This is a genomic window from Streptomyces sp. NPDC048106 (assembly GCF_040706415.1).
GTDB lineage: Bacteria > Actinomycetota > Actinomycetes > Streptomycetales > Streptomycetaceae > Streptomyces.
This window is the reverse complement of the sequence record NZ_JBEZND010000004.1, coordinates 185,832-208,476: the sequence shown is the minus strand read 5'-3', so window position 1 is coordinate 208,476 and position 22,645 is coordinate 185,832. Positions and strand designations below refer to the sequence as shown.

Sequence of the window (22,645 nt, the reverse complement as noted above, 5' to 3'; positions counted from 1 at the left end):
ACGAGCCAGCGCGAGCGGCGCGGGGCGAGCGGGGCGGGGCGAGGCGGACCGGCGTGAGCGGCGCGGGGCGAGGCGGACCGGCGTGAGCAGACCGGCGTGAGCAGACCGGGGCGAACGGACCGGCGCAAGCAGGCCAGGGCGAGCGGGGCGAGGCGAACGGACCAGGGCGAACGGCGCGGGGCGAACGGGCCGACGCGAGCGACGCGAAGCGAACGAGCCAGGGCGAGCGACGCGGGGCGAGCGGGCCGGCGCGAGTGGACCGGGGCGAGTGGACCGGGGCGAGTGGACCGGGGCGGACAGGCCGGCATGAGCGGCGCGAAGCGAACGAGCCAGGGCGAGCAGACCGGCACGAACGGGCCGACGCGAACGGCGCGAAGCGAACAGGCCGGAGGAGCGCAGACCAGCGCGAGCAGACCAGCGCGAGCGGGGCGGGGCGAGTGGGGCCCCGCCGGAGGCGGCGGCCTCCCCCGTCGTCAGTCCCCCGTGGGAGGATCGGCGCCGTACGAGGTGTGAGCAGTCGAAGGGGAGCGTGCGATGGCCACGAAGCCGCCCAAGGGTGATCCGGTGCAGGACGCGCCGCAGGTCGCGGAGCCGAAGCACGCGGCGGCGGGGCTGCCGGCCATCGGGCACACGCTGCGTATCGCCCAGCGGCAGATGGGCGTCAGGCGCACCGCCCTGACGCTGCTGCGGGTGAACCAGAAGGACGGTTTCGACTGCCCGGGCTGCGCCTGGCCGGAGCCGGACCACCGGCACACCGCGGAGTTCTGCGAGAACGGCGCGAAGGCGGTGGCCGAGGAGGCCACCCTGCGCCGGGTCACCCCGGAGTTCTTCGCCGCGCACCCCGTCGCCGACCTGGCGAACCGGAGCGGGTACTGGCTGGGCCAGCAGGGACGGCTCACCCATCCCATGTACCTCCCCGAAGGGGCGGCTCATTACGAGCCGGTCACCTGGGAGCGCGCCTTCGGCATCATCGCCGAGGAGATCGCCGCGCTCGCCTCCCCGGACGAGGCCGTCTTCTACACCTCGGGCCGTACCAGCAACGAGGCGGCGTTCCTGTACCAGCTCTTCGCGCGCGAGCTGGGCACGAACAACCTGCCGGACTGCTCGAACATGTGCCACGAGTCGTCGGGCTCGGCGCTCTCGGAGACCATCGGCATCGGCAAGGGCAGCGTCCTCCTGGAGGACCTGTACCAGGCCGATCTGATCATCGTGGCGGGCCAGAACCCGGGCACGAACCACCCCCGGATGCTCTCCGCGCTGGAGAAGGCCAAGGCGAACGGCGCGAAGGTGATCAGCGTCAACCCGCTGCCCGAGGCGGGCCTGGAGCGGTTCAAGAACCCGCAGACCCCGCAGGGCATGGTCAAGGGCGCCACGCTCACTGATCTGTTCCTCCAGATCCGCATCGGCGGCGACCAGGCGCTCTTCCGGCTCCTCAACAAGCTGATCCTGGAGGCGGACGGCGCGGTCGACGAGGAGTTCGTGCGCGAACACACGCATGGCTTCGAGGAGTTCGCCGAGGCCGCCCGGTCCGCCGACTGGGCGCGGACGCTGGCCGCGACCGGTCTGACCCGCGCGGAGATCGAGCGGGCGCTGGAGATGGTGCTCGCCTCCGAGCGGACCATCGTGTGCTGGGCCATGGGCCTGACCCAGCACAAGCACTCCGTGCCGACCATCCGCGAGGTCGTCAACTTCCTGTTGCTGCGCGGCAACATCGGCCGGCCGGGCGCGGGCGTGTGCCCGGTGCGCGGCCATTCGAACGTGCAGGGCGACCGCACCATGGGCATCTTCGAGCGGCCCGCCCCCGCCTTCCTGGACGCGCTGGAACGGGAGTTCGGGTTCGCGCCGCCCCGGGAACACGGCTTCGACGTCGTACGGGCGATCCGCGCGCTGCGCGACGGCGAGGCGAAGGTGTTCTTCGCCATGGGCGGCAACTTCGTCTCCGCGTCCCCGGACACCGAGGTGACCGAGGCGGCGATGCGGAAGGCGCGGCTGACGGTGCATGTGTCGACCAAGCTGAACCGCTCGCACACGGTCACCGGTGCGCGGGCGCTGATCCTGCCCACCCTGGGCCGCACCGAGCGCGACGAGCAGGCGAGCGGCGAGCAGTTCGTGACCGTCGAGGACTCCATGGGCATGGTGCACGCCTCGCGGGGCCGGCTGGCGCCCGCGAGCGCCCATCTGCTGTCCGAGCCGGCGATCGTGTGCCGGATGGCGCGCGCGGTGCTCGGTGACCGGAGCGTCGTGCCGTGGGAGGAGTTCGAGAAGGACTACGGGGCCGTCCGTGACCGTATCGCGCGGGTGATCCCCGGCTTCGGCGACTTCAACGCGCGGGTGGCCCGGCCCGGCGGGTTCGCGCTGCCGCACGCGCCGCGCGACGAGCGCCGCTTCCCGACCGCCACCGGCAAGGCGAACTTCACGGCGGCGCCGGTGGAGTACCCCGAACTGCCCGAGGGGCGGCTGTTGTTGCAGACGCTGCGCTCGCACGACCAGTACAACACCACGATCTACGGCCTGGACGACCGCTACCGGGGCATCACGGGCGGCCGCCGGGTGGTGCTGGTGAACCCGGGGGACGCGCACGCGCTCGGGTTCGCCGAGGGGACGTACGTGGACCTGGTGAGCGAGTGGCGGGACGGCGTGGAGCGGCGGGCGCCCGGTTTCCGGGTGGTGCTCTACCCGACGGCCCGGGGCTGCGCGGCGGCGTACTACCCGGAGACCAACGTGCTGGTCCCGCTGGACGCGACCGCCGACACCAGCAACACCCCGGCCAGCAAGTCGGTGATCGTACGCCTGGAGGAGCACGTGGAAGGCCGTCTGGAACAATCGGCGACCGACTGAGCGTTCGCTCAGCCTTAGACAGGTGTACGACGAACGGAGCCGGCCCATGGGCGAGCAGCAGCAGGTGAGATTCCCGCAGGAGGTCATCGAGGAGTACGCGGCACTCGGTGTGGACCTGCCCGCCCTGTTCTCGGCCGGTGACCTCGGCACGCGGATGGGCATACAAATCCTGGAGGCCTCGGCCGACAAGGTCGTCGGGACGATGCCGGTGGAGGGCAACACGCAGCCGTACGGCCTGCTGCACGGCGGGGCCTCCGCGGTGCTGGCGGAGACCCTGGGCTCGGTCGGCGCGATGCTGCACGGCGGCAGCACGAAGGTCGCGGTCGGCGTGGACCTCAACTGCACCCATCACCGCGGGGTCCGCTCGGGGTCGGTGACCGGGGTGGCCACGCCCGTGCACCGGGGCCGGTCGACGGCGACGTACGAGATCGTCATCAGCGACGAGCAGGACCGGCGGGTGTGCAGCGCCCGGCTGACCTGCATGCTCCGTGACCTCGGAACGCCGAACGGCGGGCAGGCGCCCGCCTCGGTCTGACGGAACTCCCGTCCAGGGCCCGGTCCGCTCCCAAAAGGGGCGGGACCGGGCCTTTTTGTCTCCGATGCGGAGTCAATCCCCGGCACGGGAAAGCGGAATTCCTCCGTCCGGGCCTTGACAGCTCGTGGACCAGGGCGAAGATATCGGCATCCGACCGCCCGAAATCGCTGTATACAGCACCTTTATTTTGTCGGCGTAACGCTGCGTAACACGGGCGCAATACGCAACCCTTGGCCGCCCTCCGGGGGTCCGGCCGCGGGCGATCTTCCCGGGCCGCTCCCGGGCCGTGGGGCCGTCCGGCCGCGACCTCGGCCCGACGGCCAACCGGAAGTGCGCATTCTCAAAATGTGGACCGCGAGGAAATTCCGCCAAAACGGCCGAGACCGGCCCCGCCGGAACTTTCCCGTCCACGCCGTCATAACAAGAAAGTCACAAGGACGTCTACGGCGCTGCAGGGCCTCGATAGCGGGCTTAGAGTCACGGCCAGTCACCGCTCCAACGGGAGTTCGGTACCAACGCGGCTCTACGCCGTCCCGTTCCAGGGACCGCTCATGCCTGCGGAAAGGATCGATTGTGCGACAGCGTTCTCTGGTGATTCTTACCTCCGTTCTGACGACCGGAGCTCTGACTCTCACCGCCTGCGGCTCCCGCAACAATGACAGCAAGGGCGGCGACAGCGGCAACATCACGGTCACCATCGGCGTGGACGCCCCGCTGACCGGCCAGAACTCCGCGACCGGCCTCGGCATCCAGTACGGCGCGCAGATAGCGGTCGACGACGCGAACAAGAACAAGACCGTGCCGGGTGTGACCTTCAAGGTCAAGGCCCTGGACGACAAGGCGATCCCGGCCACCGGCCAGCAGAACGCCACCCAGCTGGTCGCCGAGAAGGACGTCCTCGGTGTGGTCGGCCCCCTGAACTCCGGTGTGGCCACGCAGATGCAGCAGGTCCTCAACACCGCCAACATGGTGCAGATCTCGCCGTCGAACACCGCGCCGGAGCTGACCCAGGGCAAGGACTGGCAGACCAAGAAGGTCCGCCCGTTCAAGACCTACTTCCGCACCGCGACCACCGACGCCCTCCAGGGCGCGTTCGCCGCGGACTACGCCTACAACGGCCTGCACAAGAAGAAGGCGTTCGTCGTCGACGACAAGCAGACCTACGGCGCCGGCCTCAGCAAGATCTTCAAGGACCAGTTCGCCAAGCAGGGCGGCAAGGTCATCGGCACCGACCACGTCAGCGTCGGCGACCGCGACTTCTCCACCCTCGTCACCAAGATCAAGAACTCGGGCGCCGACATCCTGTACTACGGCGGCCAGTACGACGAGTCCCAGGTGCTGACCAAGCAGCTCAAGGACGCCGGCGCCAAGATCCCGCTGTTCGGCGGCGACGGCATGTTCACCCCGACCTACATCAAGACCGCCGGCAAGAACGCGGAGGGCGACCTCGCGACCTCCATCGGCGTCCCGGTCGACACCCTGCCCGCCGCCAAGGACTTCGTGGCCGCCTACAAGGCCAAGAAGTACCCCGGTGACTACGGCACCTACGGCTCCTACTCGTACGACGCCACCACCGCGATCATCAAGGCCGTCGGCCAGGTCATCAAGGACGGCAAGCTCCCGGACGACGCCCGCGCCCAGGTCGTCGACGCCGTGCAGCACAACTCCTTCGACGGCATCTCCGGCAAGATCTCGTTCGACGAGTTCGGCGACACCACGAACAAGCAGCTGACCGTCTACCAGGTCGAGAACGGCGCGTGGAAGTCCGTCAAGAGCGGCGTCGCCACTCCGAAGTAGCCCGCGGCTCCCACCGCGACTCCAGGGCCGCGCGGCACTGACCAACGTCAGCGCGCGGCCCGCCTTCTACCGCCCCCTTGACTCTCCCCACCACATGGAGGCCATGCGGTGAACACCCTGCCGCAGCAGCTGGCCAACGGGCTGTTCCTCGGCTCGATGTACGGCCTGATCGCCATCGGGTACACGATGGTGTACGGCATCGTCCAGCTCATCAACTTCGCTCACGGCGAGATCTTCATGACGGGAGGCTTCGGCGCCCTCACGGTGTACCTCGCCCTGCCGGACGGCATATCCATGTGGATAGCCCTGCCGGCGATGCTCGTCGGCGGCGCCCTGGTCGCCGTACTCATCGCCGTCGGCGCCGAACGCTTCGCCTACCGGCCGCTGCGCGGCGCGCCACGCCTGGCGCCGCTCATCACGGCCATCGGTCTCTCGCTCGCGCTCCAGCAGCTCGTCTTCAACCTGTACCCGAACGCCAAGACCTCCCGGGTCTTCCCGCAACTGCCCTTCGGGCCCTACCACCTCGGCTCGATCACCGTGCAGAGCGGCGACGTCTTCCTGATCATCGCCGCCCCGCTGTGCATGGCGATCCTCGCCTTCTTCGTGCGGCTCTCGCGCACCGGCCGTGCCATGCAGGCCACCGCGCAGGACCCGGACACCGCCCGGCTGATGGGCATCGACACCAACCGCATCATCGTGATCGCGTTCGCCATCGGCGGCCTGTTCGCGGCGGTCGCGGGCACGGCGTACGGCTTCAAGTACGGCAACGTCGAGTACACGATGGGCTTCCTGGCCGGCCTCAAGGCCTTCACCGCGGCCGTCCTCGGCGGCATCGGCAACATCTACGGCGCGATGCTCGGCGGTCTCGTCCTCGGCCTCGCCGAGGCCATGGCCACCGCCTACATCTCCAACGTGCCCGGCATGCACCAGCTCGGCGGCCAGGCATGGGCGCCGGTGTGGGCCTTCGTCCTCCTCATCCTCGTACTCCTCATCAGGCCACAGGGCCTGCTCGGCGAACGCGTCGCGGACAGGGCGTGAGCACCATGACCGACACCACCCCCCAGACCCCGGCAGCGCGCGGCCTCGTGCCGCTCCCGTCCGCCGTGGCCCGGCCGCTCATCGCCGTCGGCGCCGTCGGCACCATCGCCAGCGCCTTCATGAGCTGGACCTGGACGCCCGACTTCCCCGGCGACCTGACCGTCTACGGCTACCCGGCCGGACTCCAGATCCTGGCCCTGGTCGCCGGCGCGCTCACCCTGCTGTACGTGCTCGCCCTGTGGCGGGTGAAGGGCCTCGGCTGGCTGAACCCGTCGGGCGCCACGAGCCCGGTGCTGCTGACCAGCCTCTCGGCGTTCACCGTCTGCTGGTTCACCGGCATCGCCATCGCCGTCGACCTCGACGGTCTGGTCAACCTCGACCCGGGCGCGTACGTCGCGATGGTGGCCTCCGCGCTGCCCGTCATCGGCGCCCTCGCCCTGCCCCAGCCGGCCCCGGGCACCGGCCTCAAGGGCTACCTCACCAAGCCCGAACAGCCCCGCCCCGGCACCCTGTCGCCGCTCGCGGAGCGCCTCGTCGTCACCGTCGGCACCGCCCTCGGCCTGGTGGTCTTCACCTACGGCATCGGCATCAACGACGACGACAGCGAGACCTTCATCGGCTTCCTGCTGGTCTGCGTGTTCGCCGCCTGGGGCCTGGTGAACTCCGGTCTCCTCGACCGGTATTCGGCCATGTCCACCCGGCACAAGGGCTTCGCGGCCACCCTGGCCTTCGCCGCCGCCGTGATCTTCCCGTTCACCCAGAGCGAGGACCACAACGCCAACCTCGGCGTGAACATCCTCATCTTCGCCACCGTCGCCCTCGGCCTGAACATCGTCGTCGGCCTCACCGGTCTGCTCGACCTCGGCTACGTCGCCTTCCTCGGCGTCGGCGCCTACGCGGCCGCCCTGGTCTCCGGCTCCGAGTACTCGCCCATCCACGTCCAGTTCCCCTTCTGGGCCGCCGCCCTCACCGGCATGGCCGCCTCCCTGGTCTTCGGCGTCCTGATCGGCGCCCCGACCCTGCGGCTGCGCGGCGACTACCTGGCCATCGTCACGCTGGGCTTCGGAGAGATCTTCCGTATCGCCGTCAACAACCTGGACGGCGACTCCGGACCGAACGTCACCCGCGGCCCCAACGGCATCACCCAGATCCCCGACATCAACCTCTTCGGGTTCAACCTGGGCGAGGCCCACACCATCGGCTCGTTCACGCTCGGCCGATTCGCCAACTACCTGTTCCTGATGCTGATCGCGACCGCGATCGTCGTCGGGGTCTTCACCCGCGCCGCCGACTCCCGTATCGGCCGCTCCTGGATCGCCATCCGCGAGGACGAGACCGCCGCGACCGCCATGGGCATCAACGGCTTCCGGGCCAAGCTGATCGCCTTCGCGCTCGGCGCCTCCCTCGCGGGCCTGGCCGGCACCGTGATGGCGCACGTGAACTACAGCGTCAACCCGCAGCCGTACCAGTTCGCCGGCGCCGCCCCGCCCAACTCGGCCTTCCTGCTGGCCGCCGTCGTCCTCGGCGGCATGGGCACCGTCAGCGGCCCGCTGCTCGGCGCCAGCCTGCTGTACCTCATCCCGGAGAAGCTCCAGTTCATGCAGAACTACGAGCTGCTCGCCTTCGGTGTCGCGCTGATCCTGCTCATGCGCTTCAGGCCGGAGGGCATCATCGCCGACCGCCGCCGCAAGCTGGAGTTCCACGAGACCGGCCAGCTCGACGTACCGGCACAGACGACGCTGTCCGACGGCGTGGCCGTCACCAAGGCAGGGGCGTAAGGAACCATGACGACACCTGTACTCGAAGCCCGTGACGTCACCATGCGGTTCGGCGGCCTGACCGCCGTGAAATCCGTGGACTTCACGGTGAACAGCGGCGAGATCGTCGGCCTGATCGGGCCGAACGGCGCCGGCAAGACCACGTTCTTCAACTGCCTCACCGGCCTGTACGTCCCCACCGAGGGCACGGTCGCCTACGAGGGCAAGGTGCTGCCGCCCAAGCCGCACCTGGTGACGCAGGCGGGCATCGCCCGTACCTTCCAGAACATCCGGCTCTTCGCCAACATGACCGTTCTGGAGAACGTCCTCGTGGGCCGCCACACGCGGACCAAGGAGGGCCTGTGGTCGGCGCTGCTGCGCGGCCCCGGCTTCCGCAAGGCGGAACGCGACTCCGAGGAACGGGCCCTGGAACTCCTGGAGTTCGTGGGCCTCGCGGGCAAGCGCGAGCACCTGGCGCGGAACCTGCCCTACGGCGAGCAGCGCAAGCTGGAGATCGCCCGGGCGCTGGCCAGCGAGCCGGGGCTGCTGCTCCTGGACGAGCCGACGGCGGGCATGAACCCGCAGGAGACCCGGACCACCGAGGAACTGGTCTTCGCCATCCGGGACAAGGGCATCGCCGTCCTCGTCATCGAGCACGACATGCGGTTCATCTTCAACCTGTGCGACCGCGTCGCCGTGCTCGTCCAGGGCGAGAAGCTGGTCGAGGGCACCTCCGAGGTCGTCCAGGCCGACGAGCGGGTCATCGCCGCCTACCTGGGCGAGCCCTTCGAGGGCGAGCCGGGCGCGGCGGAGGCCGCGGAGGTCGAGGCGGCGGAAGCCGCGGCCGGGACGACCGAGCCCGAGACGGCGGACGCCGCACCGGCAGACGCCCGACCGGCGGAGGCCGAGACGGCGGACGCCGCACCGGCAGATGCCGCACCGACGGATGCCCGGCCGGCAGACGCCCAGCCGGCGGACGCCGAACCGGCGGACGCCGCCGAGCGCACAGAGGGAGAGGCCCAGTGACCGCACTGCTGGAGGTCGAGGACCTCAGGGTCGCCTACGGCAAGATCGAGGCCGTCAAGGGCATCTCGTTCAGCGTCGAGGCCGGCCAGGTCGTGACCCTCATCGGCACCAACGGCGCCGGCAAGACGACCACCCTGCGCACCCTGTCCGGGCTGCTCAAGCCGGTCGGCGGCAGGATCCTCTTCGACGGCAAGCCGCTCACCGGCGTTCCGGCGCACAAGATCGTCGCCCTGGGCCTCGCCCACTCCCCCGAGGGCCGGCACATCTTCCCGCGTCTGAGCATCGCGGAGAACCTCCAGCTCGGCGCCTTCCTGCGCAAGGACAAGGACGGCATCGAGAAGGACATCCAGCGCGCCTACGACCTCTTCCCGATCCTGGGCGAGCGGCGCAAGCAGGCCGCGGGCACCCTCTCGGGCGGCGAGCAGCAGATGCTGGCCATGGGCAGGGCGCTGATGTCCCGGCCCAAGCTGCTGATGCTGGACGAGCCGTCCATGGGTCTGTCGCCGATCATGATGCAGAAGATCCTGGCGACGATCGCCGAGCTGAAGTCCCAGGGCACCACCATCCTGCTGGTCGAGCAGAACGCCCAGGCGGCGCTCTCGCTCGCCGACCAGGGCCATGTGATGGAGGTCGGCTCGATCGTGCTGTCCGGCAGCGGGCAGGACCTGCTGCACGACGAGTCGGTCCGCAAGGCCTATCTCGGCGAGGACTGACCCCGCTCGTCACGACGATGCCCGCGCCCCCTTGCACAGGGGGCGCGGGCATCGTCGTACGCGGGGTGGGTCAGCCGTTCTTCGCGGCCTTCTTCTCCTCGTTGTCCGCGATCACGGCCTCGGCGACCTGCTGCATCGACATGCGGCGGTCCATGGAGGTCTTCTGGATCCAGCGGAAGGCGGCCGGCTCGCTGAGGCCGTACTCGGTCTGGAGGACGGACTTGGCGCGGTCGACCAGCTTGCGGGTCTCCAGGCGCTGGGTGAGGTCGGCGACCTCCTGTTCGAGCTGCTTCAGCTCGGTGAAGCGGGAGACGGCCATCTCGATCGCCGGCACCACGTCGCTCTTGCTGAACGGCTTGACCAGGTACGCCATCGCGCCGGCGTCGCGGGCGCGCTCCACCAGGTCGCGCTGGGAGAAGGCGGTGAGCATCAGGACCGGGGCGATGGACTCCTCGGCGATCTTCTCGGCCGCGGAGATGCCGTCCAGCTTGGGCATCTTCACGTCCAGGATGACCAGGTCCGGCCGGTGCTCGCGGGCCAGCTCGACCGCCTGCTCGCCGTCGCCGGCCTCACCGACGACGGTGTAGCCCTCCTCCTCCAGCATCTCCTTGAGGTCGAGCCGGATCAGGGCCTCGTCCTCGGCGATGACGACACGGGTCGTCAGCGGAGGCACGTGCGACTTGTCGTCGTCGGGCGCGTCTACGGGCTGGGGCGACTCGGCGGTCACGGGGGCTCCTCGTTCGGTGCAGGGGTACTGCTGACAAGAGCCTACCTAGCTACGGTATGGTGGACGCGCGGAGGGTCGGGGGAAACCTTTGATTCCGCGAGCCCCGGTAGCCCAATTGGCAGCAGGCAACGGATTCAAAACCCGTACAGTGTCGGTTCGAGTCCGACCCGGGGCACTTTTTCCTTGTTTTCCAAGGTCGCCGGTGTTCCGTGTTCGCCGGTAGGCGCGGGCCCCTTCGAGAAGGGGCCCTTTTTCGTGCTCCGGCGGCTCAGTCCTTCGGGCCGTCGTCCTCGCCGATGTGGTGGACGCGGACCATGTTGGTGGAGCCGGAGACCCCGGGCGGGGAGCCTGCCGTGATCACCACGATGTCGCCCTTCTCGCAGCGGCCGTAGCGCAGCAGCAGCTCGTCCACCTGGTCGACCATGGCGTCCGTGGAGTCGACGTGCGGGCCGAGGAAGGTCTCGGCGCCCCAGGTGAGGCTGAGCTGGGAGCGGGTGGCCGGCTCGGGGGTGAAGGCGAGCAGCGGGATCGGCGGGCGGTAGCGGGACAGCCGGCGGGCGGTGTCCCCGGACTGGGTGAAGGCCACGAGGAACCTGGCGCCGAGGAAGTCGCCCATCTCGGCGGCCGCGCGGGCGACCGCGCCGCCCTGGGTGCGCGGCTTGTTCCGCTCGGTCAGCGGCGGCAGTCCGGCGGCCAGCATGTCCTCCTCGGCCGCCGTGACGATCTTCGCCATGGTGCGCACGGTCTCCACCGGGTACTTGCCGACGCTGGTCTCGCCGGAGAGCATCACCGCGTCCGTGCCGTCGAGGACCGCGTTGGCCACGTCGGAGGCCTCGGCGCGGGTGGGCCGGGAGTTGTCGACCATGGAGTCGAGCATCTGGGTGGCGACGATGACCGGCTTGGCGTTGCGCCGGGCGAGCTTGATGGCGCGCTTCTGGACGATCGGCACCTGCTCCAGGGGCATCTCCACGCCGAGGTCGCCGCGCGCGACCATCAGCCCGTCGAAGGCGGCCACGATGTCGTCGAGGTTCGCGACCGCCTGCGGCTTCTCGATCTTGGCGATCACCGGGAGGCGGCGGCCCTCCTCGGCCATGATGCGGTGCGCCACCCGGGCGTCGTCGCCGCTGCGCACGAAGGAGAGGGCGATGATGTCGCACCCCGTGCGCAGCGCCCAGCGCAGGTCCTCCTCGTCCTTCTCGGACAGGGCGGGCACGGAGACGGCGACACCGGGCAGGTTGAGGCCCTTGTGGTCGGAGACCATGCCGCCCTCGACGACCCGGGTGCGCACCCGGGGGCCGTCGACGGCGGTGACCTCCAGGCAGACCCGGCCGTCGTCGACCAGGACGCGCTCGCCGGGGGCGACGTCCTCGGCGAGCCCCGCGTAGGTGGTGCCGCACCGGTGGCGGTCGCCCTCGACGCCGTCCTCGACGGTGATGGTGAAGTCGTCGCCGCGTTCGAGCAGTACCGGCCCTTCGCCGAAACGGCCGAGGCGGATCTTCGGACCTTGGAGGTCGGCGAGGATTCCGACGCTGCGGCCGGTTTCGTCGGCGGCCTTGCGCACGCGCTGGTAACGCTCCTCGTGTTCGGCTCGGGTGCCGTGGCTGAGGTTGAGACGGGCGACGTCCATTCCGGCCTCGACCAATGCCTTGATCTGGTCGTACGAGTCGGTGGCGGGCCCCAATGTGCAAACGATCTTTGCTCGGCGCATGGTGCGAGCCTAGGGCTTACCCGTCGGTAGAGATTCCGGGTCGCATGACCACCCAACAACCTTTACGTGAAGCCTTATTGACAAGTGTTGAATTGTGCGGATGCCCGCTCCTATGAGCGATATCCGGTGGCTCGAATCCGATGGCGTGAATGGCTCGCGCCTTTCTCGGGCCGCTCGCCTTTCTCCGGGCGCTCATCTCTCTTCGACGAGTGGGGTGAGCCGATGGCCGGGGTGCCGGGCCTGGGGGACGCCGGAACGCGGTTCGCGCAGGCCGAAGGTGGTGAAAGCGGTGCGGGCCGGGAGGGGGTACGGGTCCTTTCCGGTCAGCGAATTGAGAATGGTGGCGCCGCGCCAGGCGGCGAGGCCGAGGTCGGGGGCGCCGACGCCATGGGTGTGCAGCTCGGCGTTCTGGACGTAGACGGAGCCCTTGACCAGGGGGTCGAGGACCAGCCGGTAGTCCGCGTCGATGCGCGGGCGGCCGCCGGCGTCACGGCGCATATACGGATCGAGCCCGGCGAGCAGGCGGCCGAGGGGCCGCTGCTGGTAGCCGGTGGCGAGGACGACGGCGTCGGTGGTGAGCTGGGAGCGGCTGCTCTCCTCAAGGTGTTCCAGATGGAGTTCGATCTTGTTGTTGGCGATCCGGCCGGCGGTGCGCACCCGCACGCCCGGGGTGAGGACGGCGTCGGGCCAGCCCCCGTGCAGGGTGCGCCGGTACAGCTCGTCGTGGATGGCGGCGAGGGTGTCGGCGTCGACGGCCTTGTGGAGCTGCCACTGGGCGCCGACCAGCCGGTCGCGGACGGGTTCGGCGAGGGCGTGGAAGTAGCGCGTGTAGTCGGGGGTGAAGTGCTCCAGGCCGAGCTTGGAGTACTCCATCGGCGAGAACGCGGGGCTGCGGCCGATCCAGTGCAGCCGCTCCGCGCCGACCGGGCGGCGGCGCAGCAGGTCCAGGAAGATCTCGGCGCCGGACTGCCCGGAGCCCACGACGGTGATGTGCCCGGCGGCGAGGAGCGCCTCGCGGTGGTCGAGGTAGTCGGCGGCGTGCACGACGGGCAGGCCCTCGGCGTCGACCATGGGCCGCAGCGGGGCCGGCACATGCGGGACGGTACCGACGCCGAGGACCAGGTTGCGGGTGTAGACGCGGCCGAGGGCGTCGGTCTCCCCCTCGGCGTCGAGCTTGGTGAAGTCGACTTCGAACAGGCCGCGTTCGAGGCTCCAGCGGACGGCGTCGACCTGGCGGCCGAAGCACAGTCCGGGCAGGCTCCGGGCGACCCAGCGGCAGTAGGCGTCGTACTCGGCGCGCTCGATGTGGAAGCGCTCGGCGAAGTAGAAGGGGAACAGCCGTTCGCGGGTTCTGAGGTAGTTGAGGAAGCTCCAGGGGCTGGTGGGGTCGGCGAGGCTCACCAGGTCGGCGAGGAAGGGCACCTGGATGGTGGAGCCCTCGATGAGCAGGCCGGGGTGCCAGCTGAAGCCGGGCCGCTGTTCGTAGAAGACGGCGTCGAGTTCGGCCAGCGGGTGGGCGAGGGCGGCGAGGGAGAGGTTGCAGGGGCCGATGCCGATGCCGACCAGGTCGCGGGGGGCGCCGGACTCGCGGCGGCGCGGCAGGGGGGCCGGGTGGGGGGCCGGGTGGGGGGTCATCGTGGGGTGCTTCCTTCGACGAGTTTCAACAGGTGCGCCAGGTCGTCCGGCCGGGTGCGGGGGTTGAGGAGGGTGGCCTTGAGCCAGAGCCGGCCGTCGAGCCGGGCGCGGCCGAGGACGGCCCGGCCCTCGTGCAGCAGCTCCCGGCGGACGGCGGCCACGGTGGCGTCGGTGGCCTCGGCGGGGCGGAACAGGACCGTGCTGATGACGGGGGTGTCGTACAGCTCGAAGCCGGGGTGTGCCTGGATGAGCGCGGCGAACTCGCGGGCCTGGTCGCAGACGTGGTCGACCAGGGCGCCGAGGCCGCGGCGGCCGAGGGTCCGCAGGGTGACCGCGGTCTTGAGGATGTCGGGGCGGCGGGTGGTGCGCAGGGAGCGGCCGAGCAGGTCGGGGTGGCCGGCCTCGGTGTCGTCGTCGGCGTTCAGGTAGTCGGCGCGGTGATGGAGTACGGCGAGTTCGGCCGGGTCGGCGACGGCGAGCAGGCCGGCGGCGACCGGTTGCCAGCCGAGTTTGTGCAGGTCGAGGGTGACGGTGTGGGCGGCGTCCAGCCCGGCGAGGCGGGCGCGGTGCCGGTCGCTGAAGAGCAGCCCGCCCCCGTAGGCGGCGTCGATGTGCAGCCGGGCGCCGTGGGCCCGGCACAGCGCGGCGATCTCGGGCAGCGGGTCGATGAGTCCGGCGTCGGTGGTGCCGGCGGTGGCGGCGACCAGCAGGGGGCCGGGGAGCGCGGTGAGGGCGGCGTCGAGGGCGGCCGGGTCCAGGGTGCCGCCGGGGGCGGGGACGATCACCGGGTCGGGCAGCCCGAGCAGCCAGGCGGCGCGGGCCAGCGAGTGGTGGGCCGCGGCGCCGCAGACGAGCCGGACGCCGCCGGTGCCCGTCTCGCGGGCGAGCAGCAGCGCGAGTTGGTTGGACTCGGTGCCGCCGGTGGTGACCAGGGCGTCGGCCAGTCCGGCCGTCCGGGCGAGCGTCCGCGCGACGACGGCTTCCAGGGCGGTGGCGCCGGGGGCCTGGTCCCACGAGTCCAGGGAGGGATTGAGGGCGCTGACCGCGAGGTCGGCGGCGGTGGCCACGGCGAGGGGCGGGCAGTGCAGATGGCCCGCGCACAGCGGGTCGGCGGGGTCGGCGGCGCCCTCGGCGAGGAGCCGGACGAGAACGCGCAGGCCGTCCGGGTCGCCCTCGTCCGGCAGTACCTCCCCGAGGGTGTCGGCGACCCGCCGGGCGGTGGCCTCGGGTCCGCCGGCGGGCAGCGGGCCGCCACGCGCCTCACGGCCTTCCGCCAGCGCCTCCAGCACGGTGTCGAGGAGCGGGCGGAGGGCGTCGGGGCCGTGCGGGCCCGAGGCGAGGGGCTGAGGGGGCATGGCTGGCCTCCGCTCTCGGGGCTGCTCGGGAGCGCGCCGCGTGGGCTCCGGGTGGTGCGGGAAGAGGGGCGTGGGTCCCGCACGTCCAACGAGCGGAACCCGGCAGTGGGTACTGCCGTACGGGGAAAACTTGTTGGAGCGGGGCGTGTCCGTCGCTACCGTCGGCCGGATGGTGGACGCGTGGACGATCGAGGTGCCCGGCGAACGGGTGCTGGTGCGTGAGCTGGGCCCGGCGGACGAGGCGCCGCTGATCCGGCTGTTCGAGGAGTGCGAGGACTGGTTCCTGGCGGCCACGGGGCTGCCGCCGGCGCCGGGCGACGTGCAGAGCCTCTTCTACGCCCTGCCCGAGGGCGCGCACCCCGACGACAAGGTGCTGCTGGTGCTGGAGCGGGACGGGGTGGTCGCGGGCGTGGTGGACGCGGTGCGGGACCATCCGGAGCCGGGCGCGGTGGCCGTCGGCCTGTTCCTGCTGGCGCCCTGGGCGCGGGGGCGGGGCCTCGGCGGGGCGCTGGCCCGGTCGCTGCTGGCGCGGGCCGGGGACACGCCCCTGGTGACGGCGACGGTCCCGCCCGGCTGGCGGCCCGGTGAACGCTTCCTCGGGCGGCTCGGCTTCACCCTGGACCCGGAGCCCCGGCCGAGCGGCGCAAACCGCCGGGCGGGGCCTCGGGAGGGCGGCGTACGGCGGGCGGTGCTGCGGCCCGCCCCGGCCTCCTGACCGGCTACCCGAAGTCCCCCGCGTGATCCCGGGCCCACCGGGCGAAGGTGCGGGCCGGGCGGCCGGTGATCTCCTCGACCGTGCCGGTGATCTCCGGGGGCACGCCGACGGTGTCCTCGAAGGTCTTGAGCAGGCGTTCGAGCATCCGCGGGTCCAGGTACGGGAACAGCTCGGGGCCCGCCGTGCGGGGGTCGGCCTCCACGAAGGTCAGTTCCCGGCCGAGGGCGGCGCCGATCGCCGCGACCTGTTCGGCGTTGGTGGCCGCCTGCGGACCGGTGAGCCGGTGTACGGCGCCCCGGTGGCCGTCGTCCAGCAGCACGCGCTCGGCGACGGCGGCGATGTCGTCCTCGTGGATCGGCGCGGACACCGCGTCCGCGTAGACGCCCCAAACGGTGTTCCCGGCGCGGATCTGCGGCGCCCACCGAAGGGCGTTGGCGGCGAACGCGTTGGGGCGCAGGAACGTCCAGCCCAGGCCGCTGTCACGGATCAGCCGCTCGGCGGTGGCGTGCAGCACGTGGAGGGGGTGGGTCTCGTCGGCGCCCTCCTGCACAAGGCCGCTGGAGAGCAGGACGGCGTGCCGGACGCCGCCCGCGCGGGCCGCCGCCAGCAGGGGCGCGGTGACGGCCTGGGCGTAGAGGAAGACCGCGCTCGCCCCGTCGAACAGGGCGGTGGGGTCCTCCGGGCGAAGCCGCGCCACCTCGGCCCCGTCGGGCAGTGCGGCCCGTGCCGGGTCGCGGGTCAGGGCGCGTACCGGCCGGCCCGCGGCGAGGAGTCGGTCCACCAGGGCGCGGCCCACGTTGCCGGTCGCGCCGGTCACTGCGATCACGATGGTTGCCTCCCGGCTCGGCTGATCGTTTCTGTCGCCGAGCCTAGGGCCTCTCGTTTGGATCACGCCGGGCTCGCGGGCCTGATCCAAACGAAAGACCCCAGGAGGGTGACCGGGGCGCCGCATCGTCATGACGGACCAGCGGCACGGGAGAACCAGCGGCGCCCTGGGGTCGTCGGGCCTACTGTGCCTCTCCCCCGCGGGCCCGCAGCGCGCGGCGCAGGTCGTCCAGGCGGTCGGCCAGGGCGCGGCGCAGGGACGGGGTGAGGTCGTCGCGGTCCAGGCAGGCCTCGCCGAGGCTCAGGTGCCCGGCGTCGACGGCGTGGGCCGGGAAGCACCAGCGGCCGGCGGCGGCGGCGATGGCGGGGCCGCGGCGGGCGGCGAGGGGGACCGCGTCCGCGTAGAAACGCGGCACGTACTCCCGTACCAGGTCGGCCTGTTCGGGCTGCCAGAAGCCGTGGGCCGTGGCGGTGAAGAGGTAGTTGGACAGGTCGTCGCCGCTGAACATCGCCTCCCAGGCGGCGCGCTTGGCCTCCGGGTCGGGCAGGGCGGCGCGGCAGCGGGCCGCGCCCTCCTGGCCGGTGGCGCTGGGGTCGCGGGCCAGTTCGGCGGCGATGGCGGCCTCGTCGGTGGCGCCGAGCACGGCGAGCCGGGCGAGGATGCGCCAGCGCAGGTCGGGGTCGAGTTCGGGACCGCCGGGCACGGTGCCGTCGGCGAGCCAGGCGGCGATGGTGTCCGGGTGGGCGGCCACGTTGATCAGGTGGCGGACGGCGATCAGCCGCAGGCCGGGGTGGTCGCCGTCCTCGGTGCGGCGCAGCAGGTCGCGGCAGAGGGCGGTGAGGGTGGCGAGCGCGGCCGGGCGCTCCTCGGCCGGCAGGTACTGGTCGGCGATCTGGCCGGTGGCGAAGACGAGCACGCCCTGCACGATGGCGAGGTCGGTCTCCCGCGGCAGATGGTCGCGGGCGATCTCCAGGTAGGCGGCGGCCGGGAGTTCGCCGTCGCGCACCGCGTCCCGCAGGGAGTTCCACACGATCGCGCGGGTGAGCGGCTCGGGCAGCCCGGACAGGCCGCCGCGGACCGACTCGAAGGACTCGGCGTCGAAGCGGACCTTGGCGTAGGTGAGGTCGCCGTCGTTGAGCAGGAGCAGCGCGGGGCGCTTGCCGATGGGGCGCGGGGCCTCCTGCGGGACGTCGAGTTCGAGGCGCTCGCGCAGGACCAGCCGGCCCTCGTCGGCGACGTCGTGGTCGTACAGACCGGCGATGATGCGGTGCGGGCGGCTGCCCTTGTGGTCGACGGTCAGCGCGCAGGTGCCGTCGGCGGTCTCGACCACGGGCGTGAGGGTGTCGACGCCGGTGGTGCGCAGCCAGCTGTCGGCCCAGGCGCGCACGTCGCGTTCGGTGACGGAGGCGAGGGAGTCGAGGAAGTCGGCGAGGGTCGCGTTGCCGAACCGGTGCCGGGCGAAGTGGGTGTTGATGCCCGCGAGGAAGTCCTTCTCGCCCAGCCAGGCGGCCAGTTGGCGCAGCGCGGAGGCGCCCTTGGCGTACGAGATGCCGTCGAAGTTGAGCAGGGCGGAGGCCGCGTCGTCCACGCCCTCGGGGGCGACCGGGTGGGTGGTGGGGCGCTGGTCCGCCTCGTAGCCCCAGGCCTTGCGGGTGACACCGAACTCGGTCCAGGGGTCGGTGAAGCGGGTGGCCTCGGCGGTGGTCTGGTAGCCCATGTACTCGGCGAAGGACTCGTTCAGCCAGATGTCGTCCCACCACTTGAGGGTGACCAGGTCGCCGAACCACATGTGGGCCATCTCGTGCGAGATGACCATGGCGCGCAGCTGCCGCTCGGTGTCGGTGACGGCGGAGCGGTAGACGAACTCGTCGCGGAAGGTGACCAGGCCCGGGTTCTCCATGGCGCCCGCGTTGAACTCGGGCACGAACGCCTGGTCGTAGGAGTCGAAGGGGTACGGCTCCTCGAACTTCTCGTGGTAACGGTCGAAGCACGCGCGGGTGACCTCGAAGATCTCCTCGGTGTCGGCGTCGAGGTAGGGCGCGAGCGAGCGGCGGCAGTGGATGCCGAAGGGGAGCCCGCGGTGCTCGGTGCGCACCGAATGCCAGGGGCCGGCGGCGACGGCGACCAGGTAGGTGGAGATCGGCGGGGTGGGCGCGGCCCGCCAGACGCCGTCGGCGCCGCGCTCGGTGACGCCGTTGGCGAGCACGGTCCAGTTCTCGGGGGCCTTGACCGAGAGGTCGAAGACGGCCTTCAGGTCGGGCTGGTCGAAGGCGGGGAAGACGCGCTGGACGTCGTCCATGGCCATCTGCGTGTAGAGGTAGGTCTCGCCGTCGACCGGGTCGGTGAAGCGGTGCATGCCCTCGCCGGTGCGCGAGTAGTGCATGGCGGCGTCGACGCGCAGTTCGTGCTCGCCGGCGGTCAGGCCCTTCAGGGACAGCCGGTCCTCGTGCAGCGACTCCGGGTCCAGGGGCTGTCCGTCGAGTGTCACGGCGCGCAGCTCGGCGGGCTTCACCTCGACGAACGTGTCCCCGTCGGACCGCGTGGTGAACCGGATCACGGTACGGGCGTCGAAGGTCTCGTCCCCGGTGGTGAGGTCCAGTTCGACCGTGTAGCGGTGGACGTCGAGGAGCTGAGCTCGGAGCTGCGCTTCATCGCGCGTGAGTGCGGACATGCACGCCATGCTGCCTGATGGGACTGACAGCGCACAGAGGAGGGGCGTTACACGGTCATTATCCGGTCCGCCCCTTTGTTTCCCCTTGCTCGGAAATCGGTGTCCCGGCTCCGTGTTCCGAGCCGGGTTCCGGATTCAGTTGCCGTTGGTGTCCTCGGCGATGCGTTCGTGGTGTCTGATCACCTCGGCGATGATGAAGTTCAGGAATTTCTCGGCGAACGCCGGATCGAGCTTGGCGTTCTCGGCGAGCCGCCGCAGCCGCTCGATCTGGCGGGCCTCGCGGGCCGGGTCGGCGGGCGGCAACTGGTGCACCGCCTTGAGCCGGCCGACCTGCTGGGTGGCCTTGAAGCGTTCCGCGAGCATGTGGACGACGGCCGCGTCGATGTTGTCGATGCTGTCGCGCAGCCGCTCCAGTTCCTGGCGGACCGCGGGGTCCACGTCACCCGTGCCGGTGTTGCTGGTGGTCATGGGCGCCCACCCTATGTGGTCGGCGGGGCCGGCTCATGTGGTGTCCGAAGGGTGGATCGTCGGGGCGGCGGGGCGCCTACCCTGGAGGAGCGGTTGCGCGGGCTCAGCGGGGGATGTCGGGGGCTTTGGGGGTGCCGACGTGGCGAACGGCGGACCGGTGGAGCACGGGTTCCCGCATCTGGAGACGGTGCGGGCGGCGATCACCGCGCTGTACCGGCGGCTGTCGCCGGCCACCGTGGAGACGTTCTCGGCCAGCGTGTTCCCGGCCGACGTCGCCTTCTGCGACACCGACGACCTGCATCTGGGGGCGCAGCGGGTGGCCCGGGAGCTGGTGCGGCACTTCCGGTTGCCGGACGCGCGGCTGATCGTCGGCTTCCGGGAGATGACCCATGCCGCGAACATCGAACTGGCGGCGGGGCCCGAGTACTTCGTGGAGCTGAACGACCGCTTCCGCACCCACCGCGAGGACATCGGCGCGGCGCTCGCGCACGAGGTGGCGCACGTCTATCTGCACCGCCTGGACCTGGCCTTCCCCACGACGGCGGAGAACGAGATCCTCACGGACACGGTGACGACGTACCTGGGCGCGGGCTGGCTGCTGCTGGACGCGTACCGGGAGGACCGGGTCTCCTCGCAGAAGCTGGGCTATCTCACCCCGGAGGAGTTCGGGTACGTGCTGGCCAAGCGGTCCCTGCTCTTCCGGGAGGATCCCTCGGTCCGGTTCACCAGCCCCCAGGCCTACACCGCCTACGGCAAGGGCCTGGCCCGCGCCCGCCGCGACACCCAGCAGCCCCCGCTGACCGGCGCCGGCTGGGCGGGCCGCCACCGCTACGCCCACGACCGCCGCGCCGTGTCGGCTCCCCCGGGCACCCCCTACGCCTTCACCTCCGACCCCGCCGGCCGCCTGCACGTCACCTTCCCCTGCCCCACCTGCCACCAGCGGATCCGGGTCCCGGTGCGGGGCCGGGTGCGGGCCCGGTGCGGGCTGTGCGGGGCGGTGCTGGAGTGCGACACGTAGCCGTGCGGCGGACCGGGGGGCGTGGTCAGGAGGGGCGCACGATGCCCGCGGCGCGGGCGGCCGACAGCCAGGAGGGGAACTCGCCGACGAGACGGTCGTAGAGCTCGGTGTCGGGGACGCGGCGGGGGTCGTGGCCCGCGTGGAAGAAGCCTGCGTTGTCCACGATCCGTTTGCCGGGCACCGGGAGTTCGTCCAGTTTCCGCAGGAAGTCGAACTGCCTGCTGTCCGGGTCGCCGAAGCCGATGAACTGCCAGAACAGGGGGAGCTTGGCCGCCTTGCAGAGATAGCGTTCCGCGGCGAGCCTGTTGATCGGGCCGCCGTCGGTCTGGAAGACGACCAGGGCGGGGTCCGTGGCGCCGCTGTCCAGGTAGTGGTCGATGACGGCGTCCATCGCCAGGTGATAGCTGGTCTTGCCCATGTGGCCGAGCCCGGCGACGATCCGCTCGACGCTGCCCTCGTGAGCGTCGAGGGCGATGCCGGTGACGGCGTCGATGTCCGTGGAGAAGAACACCACCGGCACCCGGCCGTCGTCGTCCAGGTGCGCGGACAGGCCCAGCACCCGGTCGGCGAGCGCCTGGACGCTGCCGTCCTGGTAGTACGGCCGCATCGAGCCGGAGTAGTCGAGGACGAGGTAGACGGCGGCCCGTAGTCCGTCCAGGCCGTGTTTGCGCAGGCTGACCCCTGCCGAGCGGTAGGCGCCGACGAGCGCGGGCGCGGTCTCCTCCACCTTGCGCAGGCTGATCGCGGCCATGGCCCCCCTCCGGCTGTCCGAGGAGCCGAGCCTACGTGATCACGGGCACCGGGCGTCGCGCCTGTCGGACCTGTTCGCTATTTTGTTCGCTGCCGCCCCACCGGCTCGTTGCGCTTCCCCCCACCCCTTCCCCTTGCTCTCGTTCTTCCCTTTTTCGAGGAGCCGGCCGTGGCCGCCGAGTCCGTCGTGACCACCTGTTTCCGTCATCCGCGGGTGGAGTCGTATGTCCGCTGCACCCGCTGCGACCGCTTCATCTGCCCGTCCTGCATGCGGGAGGCCGCCGTCGGCCACCAGTGCGTGGAGTGCGTGAAGGAGGGCGCCCGCTCGGTCCGGCAGGCACGGACCGTGTTCGGCGGCCGGATCACCGCGGTGCCGCTGGCGACCTATGTGCTGGTCGGACTGAACGTGGTGGCCTATCTGGTGGAGCTGGCCCGGCCGTCGTTCGAGTACCGCTTCGCGATGCTCGGCACCACGGCCCCCGGCTACGTCCCCGAAGGGGTCGCGCACGGGGAGTGGTACCGGCTGCTGACCGGCGCGTTCCTCCATCTGACGCCCGGCGAGGGGACGTTCGGGATCACGCACATCCTGTTCAACATGGTGGCGCTGTGGAACATCGGCCGGGCCGTGGAGACCCGGTTGGGCCGTCTGCGCTACCTCGCGCTGTATCTGCTGTCGGCGCTCGGCGGTTCGGTGCTGGAGCTGCTGCTGGTCCCGGAGTCGTACACGGTCGGCGCCTCCGGCGCGATCTTCGGTCTGGGCGCCGCCTACTGGGTCATGGGCCGTCGCCTCGGCCAGGACATGCGCGAGATCAACCGGTACATGGCGGGACTGCTGCTGTGGCTGGTGATCTCCGCGGGGCTGACCTCCTGGCAGGGCCATCTCGGCGGTCTGCTCGCGGGCGCCGTGGTGACGCTGGCGTACGCCTACGCGCCCCGCGACGAGCGGCGCGCCCTGGTGCAGGCGGGGGTGTGCGTGGCCCTGCTCGCCCTGCTGGTCGCGCTCGCCTGGATGAAGGCGGTCTCGCTGACCGCCTGAGCCCGCGCGCGGGGACGCCGCGGGCGGCACGA

The 22,645-nt window shown here is 71.4% G+C and carries 18 protein-coding genes and 1 tRNA gene; 11 read left to right on the top strand and 8 right to left on the bottom strand.

Annotation, left to right across the window (positions count from 1 at the left end; genetic code table 11):
- Nucleotides 1-534: 534 nt before the first annotated feature.
- The 7 genes from AB0927_RS05640 (at nt 535) to AB0927_RS05610 (ending at nt 9,704) form a co-directional block, all read left to right on the top strand.
- A complete protein-coding gene (locus tag AB0927_RS05640; RefSeq protein WP_366666247.1) occupies nt 535-2,838 on the top strand; it encodes an FdhF/YdeP family oxidoreductase in 2,304 nt (767 codons plus the stop codon).
- A 46-nt stretch (nt 2,839-2,884) separates the two neighbouring features.
- Nucleotides 2,885-3,373: a hotdog fold thioesterase gene (locus AB0927_RS05635; protein ID WP_366666246.1), complete on the top strand. Its 489-nt coding sequence runs from the start codon at nt 2,885-2,887 to the stop codon at nt 3,371-3,373.
- A 573-nt stretch (nt 3,374-3,946) separates the two neighbouring features.
- Nucleotides 3,947-5,170: a branched-chain amino acid ABC transporter substrate-binding protein gene (locus AB0927_RS05630; RefSeq protein ID WP_366666245.1), complete on the top strand. Its 1,224-nt coding sequence runs from the start codon at nt 3,947-3,949 to the stop codon at nt 5,168-5,170.
- A 108-nt stretch (nt 5,171-5,278) separates the two neighbouring features.
- Complete coding sequence (locus AB0927_RS05625; RefSeq protein WP_366666244.1) at nt 5,279-6,208, top strand: branched-chain amino acid ABC transporter permease; 930 nt, start codon at nt 5,279-5,281, stop codon at nt 6,206-6,208.
- Between the two features lie 5 nt (nt 6,209-6,213).
- Entirely contained in the window at nt 6,214-7,986 is a 1,773-nt protein-coding gene (locus AB0927_RS05620) for a branched-chain amino acid ABC transporter permease (protein ID WP_366666359.1), read from the top strand.
- Between the two features lie 6 nt (nt 7,987-7,992).
- The gene (locus AB0927_RS05615) at nt 7,993-8,991 is read left to right on the top strand and encodes an ABC transporter ATP-binding protein (protein WP_366666243.1); all 999 of its coding nucleotides are present in this window, start codon (nt 7,993-7,995) and stop codon (nt 8,989-8,991) included.
- A complete protein-coding gene (locus AB0927_RS05610; protein ID WP_366666242.1) occupies nt 8,988-9,704 on the top strand; it encodes an ABC transporter ATP-binding protein in 717 nt (238 codons plus the stop codon). Before AB0927_RS05615 ends, AB0927_RS05610 begins: the two co-directional genes overlap by 4 nt.
- 70 nt (nt 9,705-9,774) lie before the next feature.
- Here the strand turns inward: AB0927_RS05610 and AB0927_RS05605 are convergent, their stop codons facing one another.
- Nucleotides 9,775-10,431, bottom strand: coding sequence for a response regulator (locus AB0927_RS05605; protein WP_366666241.1), 657 nt, complete (start codon nt 10,429-10,431; stop codon nt 9,775-9,777).
- Nucleotides 10,432-10,531: 100 nt separating this feature from the next.
- On the opposite strand from AB0927_RS05605, the gene AB0927_RS05600 reads away from it, so the two are divergent.
- Nucleotides 10,532-10,606: transfer RNA gene (locus AB0927_RS05600), tRNA-Leu, on the top strand.
- A gap of 93 nt (nt 10,607-10,699) precedes the next feature.
- Here the strand turns inward: AB0927_RS05600 and pyk are convergent.
- From pyk to AB0927_RS05585, 3 genes are all read right to left on the bottom strand, one after another.
- Nucleotides 10,700-12,139, bottom strand: coding sequence for a pyruvate kinase (pyk, locus tag AB0927_RS05595; RefSeq protein WP_366666240.1), 1,440 nt, complete (start codon nt 12,137-12,139; stop codon nt 10,700-10,702).
- A gap of 192 nt (nt 12,140-12,331) precedes the next feature.
- Nucleotides 12,332-13,774, bottom strand: coding sequence for a SidA/IucD/PvdA family monooxygenase (locus AB0927_RS05590; protein WP_366666239.1), 1,443 nt, complete (start codon nt 13,772-13,774; stop codon nt 12,332-12,334).
- Nucleotides 13,771-15,129, bottom strand: a complete 1,359-nt coding sequence (locus tag AB0927_RS05585) for an aminotransferase class V-fold PLP-dependent enzyme (protein WP_366666238.1) — start codon at nt 15,127-15,129, stop codon at nt 13,771-13,773. The genes AB0927_RS05590 and AB0927_RS05585 overlap by 4 nt, the downstream gene beginning before the upstream one ends.
- A gap of 145 nt (nt 15,130-15,274) precedes the next feature.
- Between AB0927_RS05585 and AB0927_RS05580 the strand changes: the two genes are divergently transcribed.
- Nucleotides 15,275-15,844, top strand: a complete 570-nt coding sequence (locus tag AB0927_RS05580) for a GNAT family N-acetyltransferase (protein WP_366666237.1) — start codon at nt 15,275-15,277, stop codon at nt 15,842-15,844.
- A 4-nt stretch (nt 15,845-15,848) separates the two neighbouring features.
- Here the strand turns inward: AB0927_RS05580 and AB0927_RS05575 are convergent, their stop codons facing one another.
- The 3 genes from AB0927_RS05575 to AB0927_RS05565 form a co-directional block, all read right to left on the bottom strand.
- The gene (locus tag AB0927_RS05575; RefSeq protein ID WP_366666236.1) at nt 15,849-16,670 is read right to left on the bottom strand and encodes an NAD(P)H-binding protein; all 822 of its coding nucleotides are present in this window, start codon (nt 16,668-16,670) and stop codon (nt 15,849-15,851) included.
- 181 nt (nt 16,671-16,851) lie between these two features.
- Entirely contained in the window at nt 16,852-19,341 is a 2,490-nt protein-coding gene (gene pepN / locus AB0927_RS05570) for an aminopeptidase N (RefSeq protein WP_366666234.1), read from the bottom strand.
- Nucleotides 19,342-19,476: 135 nt separating this feature from the next.
- Nucleotides 19,477-19,809, bottom strand: a complete 333-nt coding sequence (locus AB0927_RS05565) for a chorismate mutase (RefSeq protein WP_366666233.1) — start codon at nt 19,807-19,809, stop codon at nt 19,477-19,479.
- A 139-nt stretch (nt 19,810-19,948) separates the two neighbouring features.
- Between AB0927_RS05565 and AB0927_RS05560 the strand changes: the two genes are divergently transcribed.
- The gene (locus tag AB0927_RS05560) at nt 19,949-20,827 is read left to right on the top strand and encodes a hypothetical protein (RefSeq protein WP_366666232.1); all 879 of its coding nucleotides are present in this window, start codon (nt 19,949-19,951) and stop codon (nt 20,825-20,827) included.
- Nucleotides 20,828-20,852: 25 nt separating this feature from the next.
- Here the strand turns inward: AB0927_RS05560 and AB0927_RS05555 are convergent, their stop codons facing one another.
- Nucleotides 20,853-21,578, bottom strand: coding sequence for a VWA domain-containing protein (locus tag AB0927_RS05555; RefSeq protein WP_366666231.1), 726 nt, complete (start codon nt 21,576-21,578; stop codon nt 20,853-20,855).
- A gap of 168 nt (nt 21,579-21,746) precedes the next feature.
- On the opposite strand from AB0927_RS05555, the gene AB0927_RS05550 reads away from it, so the two are divergent.
- A complete protein-coding gene (locus tag AB0927_RS05550) occupies nt 21,747-22,613 on the top strand; it encodes a rhomboid family intramembrane serine protease (protein WP_366666230.1) in 867 nt (288 codons plus the stop codon).
- Nucleotides 22,614-22,645 lie beyond the last annotated feature (32 nt).

Coding starts and splice junctions, on each gene's coding strand:
- AB0927_RS05640 (WP_366666247.1), top strand. CDS start 535: ATGGCCACGAAGCCGCCCAAGGGTGATCCGGTGCAGGACGCGCCGCAG.
- AB0927_RS05635 (WP_366666246.1), top strand. CDS start 2,885: ATGGGCGAGCAGCAGCAGGTGAGATTCCCGCAGGAGGTCATCGAGGAG.
- AB0927_RS05620 (WP_366666359.1), top strand. CDS start 6,214: ATGACCGACACCACCCCCCAGACCCCGGCAGCGCGCGGCCTCGTGCCG.
- AB0927_RS05615 (WP_366666243.1), top strand. CDS start 7,993: ATGACGACACCTGTACTCGAAGCCCGTGACGTCACCATGCGGTTCGGC.
- pyk (WP_366666240.1), bottom strand. CDS start 12,139: ATGCGCCGAGCAAAGATCGTTTGCACATTGGGGCCCGCCACCGACTCG.
- AB0927_RS05590 (WP_366666239.1), bottom strand. CDS start 13,774: ATGACCCCCCACCCGGCCCCCCACCCGGCCCCCCTGCCGCGCCGCCGC.
- AB0927_RS05585 (WP_366666238.1), bottom strand. CDS start 15,129: ATGCCCCCTCAGCCCCTCGCCTCGGGCCCGCACGGCCCCGACGCCCTC.
- pepN (WP_366666234.1), bottom strand. CDS start 19,341: ATGTCCGCACTCACGCGCGATGAAGCGCAGCTCCGAGCTCAGCTCCTC.
- AB0927_RS05565 (WP_366666233.1), bottom strand. CDS start 19,809: ATGACCACCAGCAACACCGGCACGGGTGACGTGGACCCCGCGGTCCGC.
- AB0927_RS05555 (WP_366666231.1), bottom strand. CDS start 21,578: ATGGCCGCGATCAGCCTGCGCAAGGTGGAGGAGACCGCGCCCGCGCTC.